Origin of the sequence: Streptomyces sp. JW3 (genome assembly GCF_052216785.1) — a bacterium.
GTDB lineage: Bacteria > Actinomycetota > Actinomycetes > Streptomycetales > Streptomycetaceae > Streptomyces.
This window is the reverse complement of record NZ_JBQOUX010000009.1, coordinates 47,512-65,313: the sequence shown is the minus strand read 5'-3', so window position 1 is coordinate 65,313 and position 17,802 is coordinate 47,512. Positions and strand designations below refer to the sequence as shown.

Here is a 17,802-nt window from a genome sequence, read left to right as displayed (position 1 = left end):
GGCAAGTAAGCTCTACAGGTTGTATACGGACCTTACCGACGTGAGGTGGGCCGTCCTCGCCGAGCCGCTTCCCGGAGACCCCGTTGCCCAGCCCCTACCGCGCTCTGTTCGCCGCCCCCGGCTCCAGGGGTTTCTCCGCCGCGGGCTTCGTCGGCCGGATGCCCCTGTCGATGATGGGCATCGGCGTGGTGACCATGGTCTCGCAGCTCACCGGGGAGTACGGGCTGGCCGGGGCACTCTCCGCCACCATCGCGCTGGCCGCAGCCGGGTGCGGCCCGCAGGTCTCGCGGCTGGTGGACCAGTACGGGCAGCGGCGGGTGCTGCGACCCGCCACCCTGGTCTCGCTGACCGCGGCGGCCGGGCTGCTGCTCACCGCGCACTTCCGGTGGCCCGAGTGGCTGCTGTTCGTGTGGTGCGTCGGCATCGGCTGCGTACCGAGCCTCGGCGCCATGGTGCGGGCCCGCTGGGCGGCCCTGTACCGGGGCACGCCGAAGCTGCACACCGCGTACAGCTTCGAATCGGTGGTCGACGAGGTCTGCTTCATCTTCGGACCGATCATCTCCATCGGCCTGTCCACGGCCTGGTTCCCGGAGGCCGGTCCGCTGCTGGCCGCCTGCTTCCTGGCGGCCGGTGTCTTCTGGCTGACCGCGCAGCGCGGCACCGAGCCCGAACCGCACCCGCGCGGCCGCGGCGGCGCGGGCAGCGCGCTGCGCTCCAGGGGGCTCCAGGTCTTCGTCGGCACCTTCGTGGCCACCGGCGCGATCTTCGGGTCGATCGACGTGGTCACCGTGGCCTTCGCCGAGCAGGAGGGGCACAAGGCGGCCGCCAGCCTGGTCCTCGCCGTCTATGCGGCCGGGTCCTGCGTGGCGGGCATGGTGTTCGGGCTGCTGCGCTTCGCGGGGCCGCCCGCCCGCCGCTGGCTGCTGGGTGTCTGCGCGATGGCCGTGAGTATGATCCCTCCCCTACTGGTCGGAAACCTGCCGTCTCTGGCCGTGGCGCTGTTCGTGGCGGGCCTGTCCATCGCTCCGACGATGATCACGACGATGTCCCTCATCGAAGAGCACGTACCACGCGCACAGCTCACCGAGGGGATGACCTGGGTGAGCACCGGCCTCGCGGTCGGCGTCGCGCTCGGCTCCGCCGCGGGCGGCTGGGTGATCGACGCGGCGGGGGCGAGCGCCGGGTACGGGGTGCCGGCCGTGGCCGGTGCCGTCGCGCTGACGGTCGGTTTCCTCGGGTTCCGCCGGCTCAAGCGGCCGGCCGCGGGTCGGGGAGGCGTCGTTGAGCAGCACAGCGAGCGGGAGCGGCAGGAGCGGCACATGGCGTAACTGGGGCGGCAACGTCACGGCTCGCCCCGCGCGGGAGGTCGCCCCGGCCTCCGTGCCGGAACTGGCCGAGGCGGTCCGCCGGGCCGCCGAGGACGGCCTGCCGGTCAAGGCCGTGGGCAGCGGGCACTCGTTCACCTCCATAGCGGCCACCGACGGGGTGCTGATACGTCCGCACCTGCTGACCGGCATCCGGCACATCGACCGCGAGGCGATGACCGTCACGGTGGAGGCCGGCACACCGCTCAGGCGGCTCAACCTCGCCTTGGCGCGCGAGGGCCTGTCGCTGGCCAACATGGGCGACATCATGGAGCAGACCGTCTCCGGGGCGGCGGGCACCGGCACCCACGGCACCGGCCGCGACTCCGGCTCGATCGCCGCCCAGATCCGGGCCCTGGAACTGGTCACCGCCGACGGCTCCGTCCTGACCTGCTCCCGCGCGAAGAACCCGGACGTCTTCGCCGCCGCCCGCGTCGGCCTCGGCGCGCTGGGCGTCGTCACCGCCCTCACCTTCGCCGTCGAACCGCTCTTCCTGCTCACCGCGCGGGAGGAACCCATGCCGCTGGACCAGGTCCTGGGCCGGTTCGACGAACTGTGGGCGGAGAACGAGCACTTCGAGTTCTACTGGTTCCCGCACACCGGCCACACCAACACCAAGCGCAACAACCGCAGCGCGGGCCCGCAGCGCCCGGTGGGCCGGCTGCGCGGCCTCTACGAGGACGAGTTCCTCTCCAACGGCGTCTTCCGGGCGGCCAACTGGGTCGGCCGCGCCGCCCCCGGCACGATCCCGTCGATCGCCCGGATCTCCAGCAGGGCGCTGTCCGCGCGGACGTACACGGACCTCCCGTACAAGGTCTTCACCTCACCGCGCCGGGTCCGGTTCGTGGAGATGGAGTACGCCGTTCCGCGCGCGGCCGTCGTCGAGACGCTGCGCGAGCTGAGGGCGATGGTGGACCGCTCCCGGCTGCGGATCAGCTTCCCGGTCGAGGTGCGCACCGCCCCGGCCGACGACATCACGCTGTCCACCGCCGCCGGCCGGGACACCGCCTACCTCGCCGTCCACATGTTCCGGGGCACGCCCTACCGCGCCTACTTCACCGCCGCCGAGCGTATTTTCACCGCGCACGAGGGCCGGCCGCACTGGGGGAAGGTGCACACCCGGGACGCGGAGTACCTCTCCCGGGTGTATCCGCGCTTCGGCGAGTTCACCGCGCTGCGGGATCGTCTTGACCCGGACCGGCGGTTTCGGAACGACCACTTGCGGAGGGTGTTGGGGTCGTAGTCGACCCCCCGGAGTCCTGGTCCTGGTCCTGGTCCTGGGTCGCGGTGCCGCCGTCGCCCGGCGTGGGGGTCGGGGCGGAGGTCGTGCCGCCGTCCTCGGCCGAGTCGCCGTCCGACGACGTGCCCTCGTCGGTGGTGTCCGCCGACCCGGACGGGGTGGCGGCCGGGGCGTCGTCCGAACCGGTGCCGGTGGACTCCCCCGGGTCGGGCGACCGCGAGGAACCGTCGTCACCCGTCCCGCCGGAGTCGTCCGAGTCCCCGGAGTCGGAGTCGGAGTCGGAGCCGGAGCCGGACGAGGAGGAGCTGTTGTGACCGGAGAGCGCGTCGCTCACCGTCGTACTGCCGCCGCCGCTCAGGTTGTGACCGGTGATCAGTTCGTAGGCCGTGATGCCGCCCATGGTGACGCCGAAGACGACGGCCGCGGCGATCACCGGCCGTTTCCAGCTCCTGACCCGCGCGCGGTAGACCGTGCCCGCGCCGAACTCCCCCGGCGGCGTGGGACCGGACACCGTGGACACCGCCGCCACCCGGGGCTGCTCGGCGGTGCGCCGGACCTTCAGCTGTTCGCCGGTGCGCCGGAAGAAGTGCTGGAAGACCGTGCCGCCGCAGGTGGCGACCACGCTGACCACACCGGCGCCGAGGATCGTGCCGTACACCCCGAAAGAGGCGGCCAGTTTGGCGGCCACCACGGCCGCCAGGGCGCTGCCCGCGACCTGGGGGACGCTCAGCTCGATCCGCCTGCCCGCCTTGTCCCCCGCCTTGTCCTCCGCCTTGTCCTCCGCCTTGTCCTCCGCCTTGTCCTCCGTGCTGTTCGGCGTGTTGTTCGCCGTGCCGTTCTCCGTGACCTCGTCAACGGACCTTTCCCGCATCACCGGACCTTGCCTGTCTTTTCCGAACGTGAGCTGACAACTGCACGAGAAGAGGACGTACGGACGAAACCTTTAGTTCCGTTTCTGGTGATTGCGTGAAGTACGCCACGGGAAGGGTTCCCGGCAGAAGTCGGCGGCGCGGCGATCCACGCACGTGGCCCGAATGGAGTACTGTTGCGAGCCCTGGGTCCGGTCTCCCGTCAGGGGGTTCAGGGCCCGCAAGGACCGCCGGGAGGGGGCTAGTTGCACTGGGTGACTGATACGGTCACTTAGCGTTGCGAACAGGTAACCGTGCCATAACGGCGATCCAGGGCCCCCGCCCGACACGCCGGGCAACTCGGCAAGGTTGTGGCAGGCTGCACCCGGGCAGGCCACACTCGACAGAGCGGAAGCAGCGACGCACGTGACGTCGGCAGGCACCACCCGGGAGGTCCCCATGCCCGAACTGCGTGTCGTGGCCGTCTCGAATGACGGCACACGGCTGGTGCTGAAGGCTGCCGACGCGACGGAGTACACGCTTCCGATCGACGAGCGTCTTCGCGCCGCCGTACGCGGCGACCGGCCCCGCCTCGGCCAGATCGAGATCGAGGTGGAGAGCCATCTCCGCCCCCGAGACATCCAGGCGCGGATACGAGCCGGCGCGACGGCCGAAGAGGTCGCCCAGATGGCCGGTATCCCCGTCGACCGGGTGCGCCGGTTCGAGGGCCCCGTCCTCGCCGAACGCGCCTTCATGGCGGAGCGGGCCCGCAAGACCCCCGTCCGCCGCCCCGGTGAGAACTCCGGCCCGCCGCTCGGCGAGGCCGTCCAGGAGCGGCTGCTGCTGCGCGGCGCCGACAAGGACACCGTCCAGTGGGACTCCTGGCGCCGCGACGACGGCACCTGGGAAGTCCTGCTGGTCTACCTGGTCGCGGGCGAACCGCACTCGGCGAGCTGGACCTACGACCCGCCCCGGCGGCTGGTGCAGGCCGTCGACGACGAGGCGCGCGCGCTGATCGGCGAGTCCGACGACCTCGCCGCGCCCGAGCCGAGCTTCCCCTTCGTGCCGCGCATCGCCCGGCTGCCGCGCGACCGTCCGCTGGACCGGCCCGGTGACCGGGAGCGGGAGCGGCCCAGCCTGCCGCCCCAGCCGGCCGAGCCCGTCGCCGAGGAGAGCGAACGGGACTCGCTGACCAGCCTGCTGGAGGCGGTGCCGAGCTTCCGGGGCGACCTGGTCGTGCCCGAGCGCCCGGTCACCGCGCCCGAGCCGGTGGAGGAACCGCCCGAGGAACCGGAGGCCGAGGAGCCCCCGGCGCCCGCCGCGTCGGCCGGCGCGGGCTCCGCGTACGCCGATGTGCTGATGCCGCGCTCGGTGGGCAGCCACCGGGACCGGCTGGTCGGCTCCACCGACCGGCAGGCCGAGGCCGACGGGGTCCGGCCCGGACGCCGGGCAGCGGTCCCCAGCTGGGACGAGATCGTGTTCGGCACGCGGCGCAAGAAGCAGGAGTAGACGGCCCCTCGGCCCTTCGGACGTCCCTCGGATGCCCTTCGGACGTACGGGTAAGGGCCGCTCTCCAGGAGAGCGGCCCTTACCCGTTGTTCCTCAGTTCGGGTCGGGGCCCACGGCCACCGGGCGCTCCGGGTCCGCCGACCACTCCGACCAGGACCCCACGTACAGCGCGGCCGGAATGCCCGCCACCGCGAGGGCCAGCACCTCGTGGGCGGCGGAGACGCCCGAGCCGCAGTACACGCCCACCGGGACGTCCCCGGCGGCGCCCAGTTCCTTGAAACGGGCGTGGAGTTCGTCGGCGGGGCGGAACCGCCCGTCCGCCGCGACATTCTCGGCCGTCGGGGCCGACACCGCGCCCGGGATGTGGCCGCCGACCGGGTCGATCGGCTCGACCTCGCCCCGGTACCGCTCCCCCGCGCGGGCGTCGAGGAGCAGTCCGGTGCGGGCCAGTTCGGCGGCGCCGTCCGCGTCGAGCAGACCGGCGGCGGCCGGGACCGGCTCGTAGTCGCCGGGTGCGGGCGCCGGGACGTCGATGGCGAGCGGGCCCGACCAGGCGGCCAGTCCGCCGTCCAGGATTCGCACGTCCGGATGACCGGTCCAGCGCAGCAGCCACCAGGCGCGGGCCGCCGCCCAGCCTTGGCCGCCGTCGTAGACGACGACCGGCCGCCCGGCCGACACGCCCGCCCGGCGCATCGCGGCACCGAACTCGGCCAGATCCGGCAACGGGTGCCGGCCGCCCGGACCGGGCGCGGCGGCGAGTTCCCGGTCCAGGTCGACGTAGACCGCGCCGGGCAGGTGACCGGCCGCGTACGCGGCCCGGCCGTCGAACGGCGGCGCGCCGGCCGCCTTGGCCGCGCTCAGCTGCCAGCGGACGTCGAGCAGGACCGGCGGCGCCGCCCCCGCCAGGTCGCTCGCGAGGTCGGAAGCGGAGATGATGGCGTTCATGGCCACCATCCTGACGCACCGGCTGGCCGACGCGTCGATGTCGGGTTAACCTGCCCGCCGGGCAGCCCCGATCACGGGGCGTACAAAATCGGGCACATGCTGTACAGCCGATCGGCTTTCGTCAACCAGCGCCCGGAAACGGACAGCGCGGCGGGCTGACACGCTCAGCTCCGGGACGGGTGCCGGTACGGCCGGGGGGTCCGTCAGTGCGGAAGCGACCGGCCACCGCGAGGGGCCGAGAGAAGAGCGACGATGACCGAGTCACGGGGACGGGCCGGCCACGACGGCGATGACACCACCCTGCGCATCCCCGGCACACCCTGCTGGGTGAGTCTGATGGCGCACGGCCTGGAGGCGACCGAGGAGTTCTACGGAGCGCTGTTCGGCTGGGAGTTCCAGCCGGGCCCCCAGCAGCTCGGCCCCTACGCGCGGGCCCTGCTCGACGGCCGGGAGGTGGCCGGCATCGGACAACTGCCCCCGGGCCGGCAGCTGCCCGTCGCCTGGACGCCGTACCTGGCCTCCGACGACGTGGACCGCACGGCCGGCGCCGTGCGGTCGTGCGGCGGCACGGTCGCCGTGGGACCACTGGACGCGGCCGAGGCCGGGCGGATGCTGCTGGCCTCCGACCCGTCCGGCGCCGTCTTCGGCGTCTGGCAGGCGGCGGCCCACCTGGGCACGGCCGTCACCGGGGTGCCGGGCACCCCCGCCTGGAACGAGCTGGTCACCTACACGGCGGCGGGCGTCGCCACGTTCTACGTGACGGCGTTCGGCCACACGCAGAAGGCGGTGCCCGCCACCGGCCGCGACTACGTCACCCTGCATGTCGACGGCCGTCCGGTCGCCGGCGTCCGCGGCGTGGGCGACGCGCTGCCCCCAGGCCGGGGGCCGCACTGGGTGACGTACTTCGAGACGGCCGACGTGGCGGAGGCGGTGCGGCGGGTGGCCGGGCTGGGCGGGCGGGTCCTGGAGGGGGTGCGGGAGGGCGACCTGGGGCGGGTGGCGATGGTGGCGGACCGGGAGGGGGCGCGGTTCGCGCTGCTGGAGCGCCCGCCGGGGTGACCGGGGCCGTCAGCCGGGCGGTACCGGCAGCACGTCCGGTGACAGCGCCGCCGCCCGGGCCGAGGCGCTGGTCATGCGGCGCCGGTGATGGCGGCGGCACAGCACCTCGTACCCCACCTCGTCCAGAGACTGGTCGACGTCGCCGACGACCACCTGGGCGCCCTCGACCACCATGACGCCGCCGACCGTGCGGGCGTTGTGGGTGGCGCGGGCGCCGCACCAGCACAGGGCCTCGACCTGGAGGACCTCGACCCGGTCGGCGAGTTCGACCAGGCGCTGGGAGCCGGGGAACAGCTTGGAGCGGAAGTCGGTGGTGATGCCGAAGGCGTAGACGTCCAGGTCGAGGTCGTCGACGACGCGGGCCAGCTGGTCGATCTGGTCCGGCGCCAGGAACTGCGCCTCGTCCGCGATCACGTAGTCGGCCCGGCCGCCCTGCGAGAGGTGGTCGACGAGGTACGCGTACAGGTCGGTGCCGTCCGCCACCTCGACCGCGTCGGTGACCAGGCCGAGCCGGGAGGAGAGCTTGCCCTCGCCGGCCCGGTCGTCCCGGGTGAAGATCATGCCGGCCAGGCCGCGCGCGGAGCGGTTGTGCTCGATCTGGAGGGCCAGGGTCGACTTCCCGCAGTCCATCGTTCCGGAGAAGAAGACCAGCTCGGGCATGAGGGGTTGAGCACCTTTCGGCAACGGGACGGCAGGGCGGTTCAGGAGCGTACTTCGAGGAGCGGGACGAGCTGCTCGGCCGGGGTCATCGAGCCGTGGTTGCCGACCATCGCCGACTCCTTGGGCTCCCGGTCGGAGGCGATGAGCAGGACGTCGTCCCGGGCGGCGGCGATGACGTCGCCGAGCCGGTCGTACACCCGCTGCTCCACCCGCGGGCCGAACCAGCCCGCCTCGATCGCCTCGTCGCGCGAGGCGATCCAGAACTGCTCGCCGAGCACCTCGCGCCAGCAGGCCAGCACGTCGTCGTGGGCGCCGGGTACGGCGTAGACGTGCCGGGCGCGGCCCTCGCCGCCGAGCAGGGCGACGCCGGCCCGCAGCTCCCAGTCGGCGTCGAAGTCGACGCGGTGCTCCTCGTCGAAGGGCACGTCGACCATGCCGTGGTCGGCGGTGACGTAGAGGGCGGTGCGCGGCGGGAGCTGTTCGGCCAGCCGCTGGACCAGCCGGTCGACCTGGGAGAGCCGGCCGCGCCAGGTGTCGGAGTCGACGCCGAAGCGGTGGCCGGCGCCGTCCACCTCCGAGTAGTACGTGTAGACCAGGGCGCGGTCGGCGCCGGCCAGTTGCTCGGCGGTCAGGTCCATGCGGTCCTCGCCGGACTCGCGGCCCAGGAAGGTGCCGCCGCTGAGCGCGATCTTGGTCAGCGGGGTGTGCTGGAAGGCGGGGGCGGAGACCTGCACCGCGTGCACGCCCGCGGCGTGGGCGAGCTGGAAGACGGTGGGGCGGGGCTGCCAGAGGTGCGGGTCGGTCCAGGGCTGCCAGCGGAGCTGGTTCATCAGCTCGCCGGTGGCCGGGTCGCGGACGGTGTAGCCGGGCAGGCCGTGCGCGCCGGGCGGCAGGCCGGTGCCGACGGAGGCCAGCGAGGTGGCGGTGGTCGCCGGGAATCCGGCGGTGACCGGACGTCCGGTGCCGCCGCGCGAGCTGCCGAGGAGGGAGGTCAGGAAGGGGGCGTACTCGGGGTGGGCGCGCAACTGCTCCCAACCGAGGCCGTCGATCAGGAAGACGCAGTTCCGGTCGGCGGGGGTCAGTTCCTCGATCGCCGCGGTCATGCCGGGGACGGCCAGGCCGGCCGCGAGCGTGGGCAGCAGGTCGGCGAGCGAGCCGGTGCCGTACTCGGGGACGGGCGCGGAGTCGACGGGGAGCGGTTCGGGGATGTCCCAGGCGGTGGACTGGGACATCAGTGCGCGGTGTCCGCGGTCGCCTCGGAGAGCGCCTGGGCGAAGGCGAGGGCCTGGCGCACCGTCTCCGGGCCGTCGCCGGCCTCGCTGACCCGCAGGCTGAGGTCGTCGGCCGTCGAGCTGCCGGTGTAGCCGTGGTCCGCCTCGCAGTTGGGGTCGCCGCAGGCGGCGGGCTCCAGGTCGATGCGGGCGACGGCGCCCCAGCCGATGGTCAGCACGATCTCGCGGGGCAGCGTGCCCGGCTTGTACTGCTCGGGGTTGGCGACCACCCGGCTGACCACGATGGACGAGATCCGGCCGATCTTGACGGACTCGGTGGACGTGGTGGCGTAGGGGGACGGGGAGGTGTCGTCGGCGGCCTGCTCGTCGGTGTGGCTGACGATGAAGCGGTTGCCGGTGAGGACGAGCACGGTCACGTGCCGCCGCACCTCGTTCTGGTCGAACGTGGTCTCCTGGTGGACCAGGTACGACCGGACGGGCTCGCCGCCCACGGCGGCCTCCACCGCCTCGGCCACGAGGGCCGGGTAGTAGCCGCTGCGCTCGATCGCCGCACGCAGCCCCTGGGTCGTCGTACTGGTCTTGGCCATGCCGTCCATCCTACGGGGGCCCACTGACTGCCCGGCACGGTCGTGGCCGTCCCGGTTCCGCCGGCCGGTTCCGCCGGCCGCTTCCTCGCGGGGGCGGTCGGGCGGGGCGGTCAGTACGCCGGGAGCGTGCGCGGGCCGAGGTCGTCCCGGGCGGGCGGCGGGGCCAGGCGCACCGAGGCGCCGAGGACGCTGAGGCCGCGCGGGGCGACGACCACCGGTTCCAGGGTGACGGCGACGACCTCCGGGTGGTCGTCGACCAGGCGGGAGACGCGCTGGAGCAGTTCCTCCAGGGCGGCGGTGTCCACCGGGTCCGAGCCGCGCCAGCCGAAGAGCAGCGGAGCGGTGCGTATCGAACGTATGAGTGATGCCGCGTCCCGGTCGGTGACCGGGACCAGCCGGTGCGCCATGTCGCCGAGCAGCTGGGTGGCGGCGCCGGCCAGTCCGAAGGAGAGCACGGCGCCGGCCGCCGGGTCGATGACGGCCCGCACCACGGTGTCGACGCCGCGCGGTGCCATGGCCTGCACCACCGGGCGCAGCTCGGCGGGCGTCCCGAACAGGTCGGTCAGCTCCTCGTACGCCCGGCGCAGTTGCTCCTCGTCCGCCAGGTCCAGCCGGACGCCGCCCAGGTCGGCGCGGTGGCGCAGGTGCGGGGCGGTGGCCTTGAGGGCGACCGGCCGGCCGAGGGCGCGGGCAGCGGCCACGGCCGCGTCGGGGGTGGGGGCGGGCAGGGTGCGGTGGACGTGGATGCCGTAACGGGCGAGCAGCTCGCAGGTCTGCTCGTCGCCGAGGGTGAGCCCCGCGCCGCGCGCGAGGTGGCCGCCGATCAGCTCGGCGGCGGCCTTCTCGTCGACGGCCTCGTACTCCGGCACCTTGCCCGGCTCCGCGGTGTCGCGCCGCCAGCGGGCGTAGGCGACGGCCTGCGCGAGGGCCCGGACGGCCCGCTCGGCGGCGGGATAGGCGGGGATGAGGTGGGTGCCGTCGGGGGGTTGCGGGGCGGGGGGTCCGTCGGCCGGGGCGGGCGCTTCCCCGGTGTCCGACTGGGCGACCGCGCTCGTCCGGGCCTGCGGAGCCGTACTGGTGGCCGCCGACAGGGCCTCCGCCAGGCCGCCCAGTTCCACGTGGACCACCAGGACCGGCTTGGCGGGCGATTCGACGGTGGCCGCGCGCAGGGCCTCGGCCAGAGCGGCGTCGCCGGCCGCGCCCTCGCCGAGGGCCGGGATCGCGGTCACCACCACGGCGTCGCACGCGTCGTCGGCCAGCGCCCGGGCCAGTGCCGCCCGGAAGTCCGCCGGGGCCGCGGCCGTGGTCAGGTCCAGCGGGGGCAGCGGCCGCAGCCCCTCGGCCAGGCAGGCGTCGTGGGTGAGCAGGCCCAGCGACTCCGAGTTGCCCAGGATCGCCACCCGGGGCCCGGCGGGCAGCGGCTGCCGGGCCAGCAGCAGCCCCGCGTCGACCAGCTCGGTGATGGTGTCGACGCGGATCACGCCGGCCTGCCGCAGCAGGGCGGAGACCGTGGCGTGCGGCAGCCGGGTGGCGCGCACCGCGTGGCCCTGCGGCGCGGCGCCGCCGTGCCGGGCGCCCTGCACCACGACCAGCGGCTTGACCGCCGCCGTGCGCCGCGCGAGGCGGGTGAACTTGCGCGGGTTGCCGATGGACTCCAGGTACATCAGGACGACGTCGGTGTCCGGGTCGTCGTACCAGTACTGCATGACGTCGTTGCCGGAGACGTCGGCGCGGTTGCCGGACGAGACGAACGTCGAGACGCCGGTCACGCCGGTGACCCCGCCGCCGCGCCGGTGCAGCCGGGAGAGCAGGGCGATGCCGATGGCGCCGGACTGGGCGAACAGCCCGATCCGGCCGGGGCGCGGCATCTCGGGGGCGAGGGAGGCGTTGAGCCGGACCCCGGGTGCGGTGTTGACGATCCCGAAGGCGTTGGGGCCGATGATGCGCATGCCGTACGCGCGCGCCTGCCGCACCAGGGCGCGCTGCCGGTCGCGCCCCTCGGGGCCGCTCTCGGCGTATCCGGCGGAGACCACGACCAGTCCCCGTACGCCGTGCCGCCCGCAGTCGGCGACGGCCTCGGGGACCTGCTCGGCGGGGACGGCGACGACCGCGAGGTCCACGGGTGCGTCGATCTCCTGTACGGAGCGGTGCGCGGGCACCCCGTCGAGTTCCGCGCGCTCCTTGTCGAAGGCGCGGTTCACCGCGTACAGCCGGCCGGTGAAGCCGGCGTTCCGGATGTTGTCGAGGACGGAGCGGCCCACGCCGCCGGGGGTGCGGCCGACGCCGACCACCGCGACGGAGCCGGGGGCGAGCAGCCGCCGTACCGAACGGCCCTCGGCGCGCTGCTCGCGCGCGTACTGCACGGCGAGCGAGCGGTCGGTGGGTTCGAGACCGAACTCCAGGCGGACCACGCCGTCCTCGAAGCTGCGCTTCTGGGTGTACCCGGCGTCCGTGAACACCTTGATCATCTTGGTGTTGGCGGGGAGCACCTCGGCGGCGAAGCGGCGGATGCCGCGCTCCCGGGCGACCGCGGCGATGTGCTCCAGGAGCGCGGAGGCGACCCCGCGGCCCTGGTGGGCGTCCTGGACCAGGAAGGCGACCTCGGCCTCGTCGGCCGGGGCGTGCGCGGGCGCGCCGTCGGGGCCGATCCGGTCGAAGCGGACGGTGGCGATGAACTCGCCGCCCACCGTGGCCGCGAGCCCCACCCGGTCCACGAAGTCGTGGTGGGTGAAGCGGTGCACGTCCTTGGCGGACAGCCGGGGGTAGGGCGCGAAGAAGCGGTAGTACTTCGACTCGTCCGAGACCTGCTCGTAGAAGCTGACCAGGCGCTCGGCGTCGGCGGCGGTGATGGGACGCACCCGCGCGGTGCCGCCGTCGCGCAGCACCACGTCCGCCTCCCAGTGGGCGGGGTACTCCTGCCGGTCCGGCACGGTCTCCATGAGGCCCAGCGTACGGCGCGGGTACGACAACGGCTCGGGGCCGACTGGGGCAGTCTGGGGGGACACCGTATGGAACACTGGTACCGATCACTGGTCTAGACAACCTTGGTGCAGACAACCGTGATCCAGACAACCCTGATCACCTGAAGGGCAGCAACACATGGCTGAGCGCCGCGTCAACGTCGGCTGGGCCGAGGGTCTCCACGCCCGCCCCGCCTCCATCTTCGTCCGAGCCGCCACGGCCACCGGCGTGCCGGTGACGATCGCCAAGGCCGACGGCACCCCCGTCAACGCGGCCTCCATGCTGGCCGTGCTGGGGCTGGGCGCCCAGGGCGGCGAGGAGGTCGTCCTGGCCTCGGACGCCGAGGGCGCGGACGCCGCGCTGGAGCGGCTGGCGAAGCTGGTCGCCGAGGGGCTCGAGGAGCTTCCGGAAACCGTCTGAGCCACCGCGCGCAACACGGTGAAGCCGTGCCGGCCCTTCGGGGCCGGCGCGGCTTCCGTATTTCCGCGCACGGACGCCGGGAATTCACCGGACCTCTGGCGAAAGCATCCGCCGGGTCACGACAAATAGGCAGCGGAAATAGACCCCGCCGAGGTCTCGCCGAATAGCTCCTCTTTGTATACGGCGGCCGTGTTAATGACGCAGGCTCGGCATGTTTACGGCACGTTGCGAGTTCCTCACACGCTCCGCGCGGTCGGCGGCCGCGGCGAAGCGCAGCCGGTGCGCGGCCGTGGACCGCTCGGTGTGCAGCGCGGTGAGCGACCGGGCCCGCTCGCCGTCGCCCCGGGCCACCGCGTCGACGATCGCACCGTGCTCCGCCCAGGTGTCCGCCGGGCTGGCCGGCGCCTCCACGGCGTACATCCAGGCGATCCGGTGCCGCAGCTGGGTCAGCGTGGTGGTCAGGGACGCGCTGCCGGCCGCCTGGGCGAGCGTCTCGTGGAACCAGCCGCCCAGCGAGCGCAGGTCGTCGCTGTTGCCCCGCCTGGCCCGCTCCTGGCCCAGCCGCACCAGGCCGCGCAGCACCTTCAGATGGGCCTCGCTGCGCCGCTGGGCGGCCCGGGCGGCGCCGAGCGGTTCCAGCAGCAGCCGCATCTCCAGCAGGTCGGCGGCCTCCTGCTCGGTCGGTTCGGCCACGCACGCGCCCGCGTGCCGCCGGGTCACCACGAAGCCCTCGGCCTCCAGGGTCCGCAGGGCCTCGCGCACCGGGACGCGGGAGACGCCGTAGCGGCGGGCGAGCAGTTCCTCGGTGAGCCGGCTGCCGCGCTCGTAGACACCGGCGACGATGTCGTCCCGGATCGCCGTGCATACCGAGTGCGCCGGAATACGCATGACCGACCTCCGCCTTAATCCCCGTGAAACGTCGACGATTGACGCGTGTTCAGTGACTCTATTGCAATGCGCCGCACTTTCCGATGGGGGGTCGGTTTCGGTGGCTGTTCTTGGGCTGTTTTTGGTCACCTTTAACGCCGAAAGCCCCGGCTCGGGGAGCCGGGGCTTTCGAAGGGGAGTGCGGGGTCAGACGGTGACGCCGTGGGAGCGGAGGTAGGCCACCGGGTCGATGTCCGAGCCGTACTCCGGGCCGGTGCGGGCCTCGAAGTGCAGGTGCGGTCCGGTGACGTTGCCGGTCGCGCCGGAGCGGGCGATCTGCTCGCCGGGGTCGACCGTCTGGCCGACCGAGACCCCGATGGACGACAGGTGGCCGTACTGCGTGTACGTCCCGTCGTGCATCTTGATCACGACCTGGTTGCCGTACGCGCCGCCCCAGCCGGCCTCGACGACGGTGCCGGCGCCGACCGCGTGGACGGTGGTGCCGGACGCGGCGTGGAAGTCGATGCCGGTGTGGGTGCCGGAGGACCACAGGCCGCTGCTGGCCCGGTAGGCGGTGGAGACGTAGGAGGCACTGATGGGCGCCACGTAGGTGGTCAGGCGCTCGCGCTCGGCCGCGCGGGCGGCGCGCTCCTTGGCCTCGCGGGCCTGCTCGGCGGCCTCGGCGGCCCGCTGCCGGGCGTCCGCCTCGGCCTGCTCCCGGGCGGCGGCGTCCTCGGCGGCCTGCCGCTGGGCGGCGGCCTGGGCGCCGACCTTCTCGGCCACCGAGTCGCCGAGGGTGATGACGGGGATGAGGCCGGTGTCCTCGGGGGACGGCTCGGCGGCCAGCGCGGGGGCCGCGAGGGTGCCCAGGACGCCGGTGGTGGTGAGGGTCGCGACACCCGCCGCGCGGACGGTGCTGCGGTGGATCCGGCCGGGACGACGGTGCTTCCCGGTGGCGCGCGTGAACGCCATGTAGAGGCTGGTCCTTTCCTTCCCTCTCGCCTACCGGGTTAGCTGACGGGTTCGGAGCAGGAAGGTCTCCTACGGGCCCCCTCGCTTCCGCGCGGGCGTCCGATTCACCCCAGGGACGGTGGGTCCCCGGCTCCCCTGGCTCGCGCCGTACGGGGACTCGGCGATGACTGTCCGGTGCCGCGGGTGCGGCGCACTGCCTGACGAACAGCCGGGGAGACGCTAAGCGGGCGTCCGTTCAAGACTCAAACGCAACAGGGTTTTTGTTGCTCATCCCACAGGGCAGACAGGCAACCTCTGTATTAAATTGCCCTATTCGGACATAGGGCGGCTCCGGTGACAGAACAGTCACCGGAGCCGCCCCGCGCGCGCGTGGCGCTACTCAGCGCTCACGACCGTGACTTCGCCGATGCCGAGCGCCTCGACGGGCGCCTTGATCTGCGCCGCGTCGCCCACCAGGACGGTCACCAGCCGGTCCACCGGGAAGGCGTTCACCACTGCCGCGGTGGCCTCCACCGTGCCGGTCGCGGCGAGCCGCTGGTACAGCGCCGCCTGGTAGTCGTCGGGCAGGTACTGCTCGACCTGGTCGGCCAGGGTGCCCGCGACAGCCGCCGCGGTCTCGTACTTCAGCGGCGCGACGCCCACCAGGTTCTGCACGGCGACGTCCCGCTCGGCGTCGGTGAGGCCGCCCTCGGCGAGCGTGCGCAGCACCTTCCACAGGTCGTCGAGGGCCGGCCCGGTGTTCGGGGTGTCGACCGAGCCGCTGATGGCGAGCATCGCGGCGCCGGTGCCGTCGGGCGCCGACCTCAGCACCTGCCCGAAGGACCGGACGCCGTAGGTGTAGCCCTTCTCCTCGCGCAGCACCCGGTCCAGGCGGGAGGTGAGGGTGCCGCCCAGGCAGTACGTGCCGAGCACCTGGGCGGGCCAGGCGCTGTCGTGCCGGTCCGGGCCGGTGCGGCCGATCAGCAGCTGCGTCTGCACCGAGCCGGGGCGGTCCACGATGACGACCCGGCCGGTGTCGTCGGCGGTCACCGGCGGCACCGGGCGCGGCTCGGCGGCCGAGCCGGTCCACGAGCCGAGGGTGTCGGCGAGCAGCGCGTCGAGGTCGACGCCGGTGAGGTCGCCGACCACCACGGCGGTGGCGGTGGCGGGGCGTACGTGCTTCTCGTAGAAGGCGCGGACGGCCGCCGAGTCGATGCCCGCCACCGTCTCCTCGGTGCCCTGGCGCGGGCGGGACATCCGGGAGTCCGCCGGGAACAGCTCCTTGGAGAGTTCCTTGGCGGCCCGGCGCGCGGGGTTGGCCAGCTCGTGCGGGATCTCGTCGAGCCGGTTGCGCACCAGGCGCTCGATCTCGCTGTCGGCGAACGCGGGCGCCCTGAGCGCGTCGGCGACCAGACCGAGCGCCTTGGCGAGGCGGGAGACGGGCACTTCGAGGCTGAGGCGGACGCCGGGGTGGTCGGCGTGCGCGTCCAGGGTGGCCCCGCAGCGCTCCAGTTCGGCGGCGAACTCCTCGGCGGTGTGCTTGTCGGTGCCCTCGGAGAAGGCCCGCGCCATGACGGTGGCGACACCGTCCAGGCCGGCCGGCTCGGCGTCCAGCGGCGCCCGCAGGAACACCTCGACGGCCACGACCTGCTGGCCGGGGCGGTCGCAGCGCAGCAGCGTCAGACCGTTGCCGAGGGTGCCGCGCTCGGGGGCCGGGAAGGCCCAGGGCCTGGGCTCGCCGGCCTGCGGCCGCGGGTGGAATTCCATGGTGGCCAGCTCGGTCACTTGGCCGCCTCCTCGTTCTCGTCGGTGGCGTCGTCGGCGTCGGCCGCCGGGGCGGTGGGCTCGTAGACGAGCACCGCGCGGTTGTCGGGGCGCAGGCGGGCCTTGGCGACCTCCTGGACCTCCTCCCGCGTCACCTCCAGGACCCGCTGTACGGCGGTCAGGGCGAGCTGCGGGTCGCCGAACAGGACGGCGTAGCGGCACAGTTCGTCGGCGCGTCCGGCGACCGTGCCGAGCCGGTCCAGCCACTCGCGCTCCAGCTGGGCCTGGGCCCGCTCCATCTCCTCGGCGGTGGGGCCCTCCTCGGCGAACCGGGCCAGCTCCTCGTCGATGGCGGCCTCGATGACCGGCACCTCGACGTCACCGGAGGTCTTCACGTCCAGCCAGCCGAGCGAGGGGGCGCCGGCCAGCCGCAGCAGGCCGAAGCCGGCCGCGACGGCGGTCCGGTCGCGGCGCACCAGGCGGTTGTAGAGGCGGGAGGACTCGCCGCCGCCGAGGACGGTGAGCGCCAGGTCGGCGGCGTCGCACGCGCGCGTGCCGTCGTGCGGCAGGCGGTAGGCGGCCATCAGGGCGCGGGCCGGGACCTCCTCCGCGACGACCTCGCGCACCTGCTCGCCCATCACCTCGGGCAGCGCGCCGTCCCGGGGGGCGGGCTTGCCGTCGTGCGAGGCGATGGAGCCGAAGTACCGCTCCACCCAGGCGAGGGTCTGCTCGGGGTCGATGTCGCCGACCACGGACAGCACCGCGTTGTTGGGCGCGTAGTACGTACGGAAGAACGCGCGGGCGTCCTCCAGGGTGGCCGCGTCCAGGTCGGCCATGGAGCCGATCGGGGTGTGGTGGTAGGGGTGGCCCGCCGGGTAGGCGAGGGCGGTCAGCTTCTCGAACGCGGTGCCGTAGGGCACGTTGTCGTAGCGCTGGCGGCGTTCGTTCTTGACGACGTCGCGCTGGTTCTCCATCGACTCGTCGTCGAGGGCGGCGAGCAGCGAGCCCATGCGGTCGGCCTCCAGCCAGAGGGCGAGCTCCAGCTGGTGGGTGGGCATGGTCTCGAAGTAGTTGGTGCGCTCGAAGCTGGTGGTGCCGTTGAGGGAGCCGCCGGCGCCCTGCACCAGTTCGAAGTGGCCGTTGCCCTTGACCTGGGCGGAGCCCTGGAACATCAGGTGCTCGAAAAGGTGAGCCAGACCGGTACGGCCCTTGACCTCGTGGCGGGAGCCGACGTCGTACCAGAGGCACACCGCCGCGACCGGGGTCAGGTGGTCCTCGGAGAGCACCACGCGCAGGCCGTTGGCCAGGCGGTACTCGGTCGCTGTCAGCCCGCCGGAGCCTGCCTCGGCGGTGGCCGTGTGACCCATGGGCATGTACGTCCCTTCGATCGCGGAA

Annotated in this window: 15 protein-coding genes and 1 riboswitch; of the genes, 5 read left to right on the top strand and 10 right to left on the bottom strand. The window is 73.7% G+C overall.

Translation table 11 applies throughout. The annotated features are described in order from the left end of the window. Window positions 1-83 precede the first annotated feature (83 nt). Both ACTT8P_RS06375 and ACTT8P_RS06370 read left to right on the top strand, forming a co-directional pair. Window positions 84-1,328, top strand: a complete 1,245-nt coding sequence (locus tag ACTT8P_RS06375) for an MFS transporter (protein ID WP_442830538.1) — start codon at window positions 84-86, stop codon at window positions 1,326-1,328. Next, window positions 1,282-2,607, top strand: a complete 1,326-nt coding sequence (locus ACTT8P_RS06370; protein ID WP_442830537.1) for a D-arabinono-1,4-lactone oxidase — start codon at window positions 1,282-1,284, stop codon at window positions 2,605-2,607. Before ACTT8P_RS06375 ends, ACTT8P_RS06370 begins: the two co-directional genes overlap by 47 nt. On the opposite strand, the gene ACTT8P_RS06365 is transcribed toward ACTT8P_RS06370, so the two are convergent. After that, entirely contained in the window at window positions 2,531-3,475 is a 945-nt protein-coding gene (locus ACTT8P_RS06365; protein WP_442830536.1) for a hypothetical protein, read from the bottom strand. The genes ACTT8P_RS06370 and ACTT8P_RS06365 overlap by 77 nt on opposite strands. A 436-nt stretch (window positions 3,476-3,911) precedes the next feature. Here ACTT8P_RS06365 and sepH point away from each other — a divergent pair, with 436 nt between their 5' ends. After that, window positions 3,912-4,961: a septation protein SepH gene (sepH, locus tag ACTT8P_RS06360; protein WP_442830535.1), complete on the top strand. Its 1,050-nt coding sequence runs from the start codon at window positions 3,912-3,914 to the stop codon at window positions 4,959-4,961. Window positions 4,962-5,054: 93 nt separating this feature from the next. Here the strand turns inward: sepH and ACTT8P_RS06355 are convergent, their stop codons facing one another. Then, window positions 5,055-5,906 (bottom strand): sulfurtransferase, encoded by an 852-nt coding sequence (locus ACTT8P_RS06355; protein WP_442830534.1) that lies wholly within the window; start codon window positions 5,904-5,906, stop codon window positions 5,055-5,057. A gap of 252 nt (window positions 5,907-6,158) precedes the next feature. Here ACTT8P_RS06355 and ACTT8P_RS06350 point away from each other — a divergent pair, with 252 nt between their 5' ends. Beyond that, a complete protein-coding gene (locus ACTT8P_RS06350) occupies window positions 6,159-6,965 on the top strand; it encodes a VOC family protein (protein ID WP_442830533.1) in 807 nt (268 codons plus the stop codon). 9 nt (window positions 6,966-6,974) lie between these two features. Here the strand turns inward: ACTT8P_RS06350 and ACTT8P_RS06345 are convergent, their stop codons facing one another. The 4 genes from ACTT8P_RS06345 to ACTT8P_RS06330 all read right to left on the bottom strand — a co-directional run bounded on the left by ACTT8P_RS06345 (window position 6,975) and on the right by ACTT8P_RS06330 (window position 12,383). Then, entirely contained in the window at window positions 6,975-7,625 is a 651-nt protein-coding gene (locus ACTT8P_RS06345; protein WP_442830532.1) for a thymidine kinase, read from the bottom strand. A 41-nt stretch (window positions 7,626-7,666) separates the two neighbouring features. Further along, complete coding sequence (locus ACTT8P_RS06340) at window positions 7,667-8,857, bottom strand: alkaline phosphatase family protein (RefSeq protein WP_442830531.1); 1,191 nt, start codon at window positions 8,855-8,857, stop codon at window positions 7,667-7,669. Continuing rightward, a complete protein-coding gene (locus ACTT8P_RS06335; protein ID WP_215170084.1) occupies window positions 8,857-9,453 on the bottom strand; it encodes a DUF5998 family protein in 597 nt (198 codons plus the stop codon). Before ACTT8P_RS06335 ends, ACTT8P_RS06340 begins: the two co-directional genes overlap by 1 nt. A 101-nt stretch (window positions 9,454-9,554) precedes the next feature. Continuing rightward, the gene (locus tag ACTT8P_RS06330) at window positions 9,555-12,383 is read right to left on the bottom strand and encodes a bifunctional acetate--CoA ligase family protein/GNAT family N-acetyltransferase (RefSeq protein ID WP_442830530.1); all 2,829 of its coding nucleotides are present in this window, start codon (window positions 12,381-12,383) and stop codon (window positions 9,555-9,557) included. Window positions 12,384-12,543: 160 nt separating this feature from the next. Here ACTT8P_RS06330 and ACTT8P_RS06325 point away from each other — a divergent pair, with 160 nt between their 5' ends. Further along, window positions 12,544-12,825, top strand: a complete 282-nt coding sequence (locus tag ACTT8P_RS06325; RefSeq protein WP_361163054.1) for an HPr family phosphocarrier protein — start codon at window positions 12,544-12,546, stop codon at window positions 12,823-12,825. Between the two features lie 192 nt (window positions 12,826-13,017). On the opposite strand, the gene ACTT8P_RS06320 is transcribed toward ACTT8P_RS06325, so the two are convergent. The 4 genes from ACTT8P_RS06320 to ACTT8P_RS06305 all read right to left on the bottom strand — a co-directional run bounded on the left by ACTT8P_RS06320 (window position 13,018) and on the right by ACTT8P_RS06305 (window position 17,780). After that, the gene (locus ACTT8P_RS06320; RefSeq protein ID WP_442830529.1) at window positions 13,018-13,713 is read right to left on the bottom strand and encodes a GntR family transcriptional regulator; all 696 of its coding nucleotides are present in this window, start codon (window positions 13,711-13,713) and stop codon (window positions 13,018-13,020) included. A gap of 186 nt (window positions 13,714-13,899) precedes the next feature. Next, on the bottom strand, window positions 13,900-14,664 hold the full coding sequence (locus tag ACTT8P_RS06315; RefSeq protein WP_442830528.1) for a M23 family metallopeptidase: 765 nt from the start codon (window positions 14,662-14,664) through the stop codon (window positions 13,900-13,902). 12 nt (window positions 14,665-14,676) lie between these two features. Further along, window positions 14,677-14,837: riboswitch (cyclic di-AMP (ydaO/yuaA leader) on the bottom strand. A gap of 202 nt (window positions 14,838-15,039) precedes the next feature. After that, window positions 15,040-16,428: a M16 family metallopeptidase gene (locus tag ACTT8P_RS06310; RefSeq protein WP_442830527.1), complete on the bottom strand. Its 1,389-nt coding sequence runs from the start codon at window positions 16,426-16,428 to the stop codon at window positions 15,040-15,042. Then, window positions 16,425-17,780 carry a M16 family metallopeptidase gene (locus tag ACTT8P_RS06305; RefSeq protein ID WP_442830526.1) on the bottom strand — a complete coding sequence of 452 codons (1,356 nt, stop codon included), beginning with the start codon at window positions 17,778-17,780 and terminating at the stop codon, window positions 16,425-16,427. The genes ACTT8P_RS06310 and ACTT8P_RS06305 overlap by 4 nt, the downstream gene beginning before the upstream one ends. Window positions 17,781-17,802: the final 22 nt, after the last annotated feature.